Source organism: Moorena sp. SIO4E2, from assembly GCF_010671945.1.
In the GTDB taxonomy this organism is placed as follows: Bacteria; Cyanobacteriota; Cyanobacteriia; order Cyanobacteriales; family Coleofasciculaceae; genus Moorena; species Moorena producens.
In genome coordinates this window covers 1-2,129 of record NZ_JAAHIE010000949.1, presented here as the reverse complement: position 1 = coordinate 2,129, position 2,129 = coordinate 1, and the positions used below count along the sequence as shown (strand labels likewise).

At 42.1% G+C, this 2,129-nt stretch carries 2 protein-coding genes; both read left to right on the top strand.

The features are described from left to right. Positions 1–850: DUF512 domain-containing protein (locus F6K37_RS39305; protein ID WP_287256661.1), on the top strand; the 850-nt coding region annotated here is incomplete at its 5' end. A 603-nt stretch (positions 851–1,453) separates the two neighbouring features. Beyond that, positions 1,454–1,708: a hypothetical protein gene (locus F6K37_RS39300; RefSeq protein WP_287256659.1), complete on the top strand. Its 255-nt coding sequence runs from the start codon at positions 1,454–1,456 to the stop codon at positions 1,706–1,708. The last annotated feature ends 421 nt before the right edge of the window (positions 1,709–2,129 follow it).

Sequence of the window (2,129 nt, the reverse complement as noted above, 5' to 3'; positions counted from 1 at the left end):
GAAAAATCCTCGGGCTGGGCAAATTTTAGAGCAGTTAAGGTGGTTTCAGGAGCGACGGCTGCAAATTCATGCCCAGGTAGTGGTGTGTCCTGGGATTAATGATGGCATTCACTTAGAACGTACTCTGCTAGATTTAGCGCAATTCTATACCGATGATCTGCCCGCAGTGGCTTCAACGGCAGTAGTACCGGTGGGATTGACTCGATTTCGACCCCAGGAGGATGAACTAATTAGTGTTACTGGGGACAAAGCAAGGGAAGTGATTGGTCAGGTTCAAAGGCTTCAGGAGAAATTTAAGCACGAGTTGGGGTCTACCTTTGCTTGGTTGGCCGATGAGTGGTTTTTGATTGCTAGAGAAGAGTTACCGACAGAATCGGATTATGGAGACTACCCTCAAATTGGAAATGGTGTTGGTTCGATTCGTCTGTTCCTGAAACAATTCCAAACTGCTGCTACTGAAAGGTTGCCTAAGGGTCTAGAAATCCCCCGGCGGGGGACTTGGGTGGTGGGTAATGCGGTGGAAAAAGCGTTTGAACCTGTGGTAGAGCGGTTCAATGCTGTGGCAGGATTGGAGATTAACATGGTTGCGTTATCTAGTGATTACTGGGGTCAGGAGATAACGGTTACTGGCTTGCTGACTGGACAGGATTTACTGAAGGGATTAACAGGAAAAGATTTAGGAGAAATGATTCTGTTACCTGGGTTGATGCTTAAGCATGGTGATACCCGGTTTCTGGATGATATGACTGTGGCAGAAGTGGCTGATCAGCTCAATACTCCGATTATTCCGGTTAATGGTGTTGAGGAATTGATCGATGGGGCAATAGGGAAGTTAGAAGTTAGAAGTTAGAAGTTAGAAGTTAGAAGTTAGAAGTTAGAAGTTAGAATTTAGAAGTTAGAAGTTAGAATTTAGAAGTTAGAATTTAGAAGTTAGAATTTAGAATTTAGAATTTAGAATTTAGAATTGGGGATAGGCAAGAGGCAAGAGGCAAGCTAGCAATAGGTAAAAATCCTGTTTACCTGATTAATGGGAGAAGCGCTAGATCAGTTTTGCGATCGCAAATAGTTATAGCTGCGTAGGGTGCGTGATAAGACGGGCTTGCCCTCATTTTCTACGTAGCCAGTTTTGGGACAGTCCGCCGGAAATGAAACGGGCAAGATGCCCGTTCCACCAAGATTCCCATTCCACCTACCAGGTCAAACAGCTTTAATGAGATGCTAGATCAGTTTTGCGATCGCAAATAGTTTAGGAATCAGTAATTAGTAATAATTATAGCACTATTCCCGATTCCCGATTCCCTTTTTTAACTACTCTTAAAAAAAACAGTTTCCATTCCGTTCCCGTACATTTTATTTAAAATACCTTTCCTCAAAAAAAATCATAAAAGCCCTTGACAATTAACAATATAATCATTATGATTATATTGTTAACAACAAGCAAAAGGTGACCAATATGGATTCCGAATTTCGCCCAAACCCTGAAAATAACCCTGAGGATATTACTCCTAGTAATAATCCTCAGGAATCTTCTCCAAAAAAATACCCTGTTAAGCACATTCTTAAGGGCTCCCGCAAGGCTATCATCAACACGATGCATAGCCTCTATGCGCTGCGTTATGCGGAGATTTCTGAGTGGAGTCCTTTGCAACCGACGGGGATTCCTGGGGAATTTATTACGATGATGACCAAGTACATAATTCTAGGTTAACGGATTAACTTTCTGGGGGGCTTTGCCCCCTGGCAAAATCATCGAGTCTGCTCCCATGGGAGCAGGTCCTGATAGGGTTGAAAACGGAATCACTAATGGTCAATTTTTTAGCCGTGGATAGTATTTCTGCGGCTATTTTTTTTTAAGGGAGTAGGGAATTTAGAATTTAGAATTTAGAATTTAGAATTTAGAATTTAGAATTTAGAATTTAGAATTTAGAATTTAGAATTTAGAATTTAGAATTTAGAATTTAGAATCGGTAATTGGGAGTAGGTAATCGGGAATTGGGAATAGCGATGCGCTGCATCAAGAGGTGCGACCCGAACGCGCCTGCAGCAGATTCAATCCGATGCTGAACAGCGGAGCCAATACAGAGTAAATTGGAGATAAAAGTTGGGGAGAGAACACGGTTATCCCTCCT

Bases quoted from the DNA above. Each gene is read 5' to 3' on its own strand.
- F6K37_RS39300 (WP_287256659.1), top strand. From the start codon at position 1,454: ATGGATTCCGAATTTCGCCCAAACCCTGAAAATAACCCTGAGGATATT.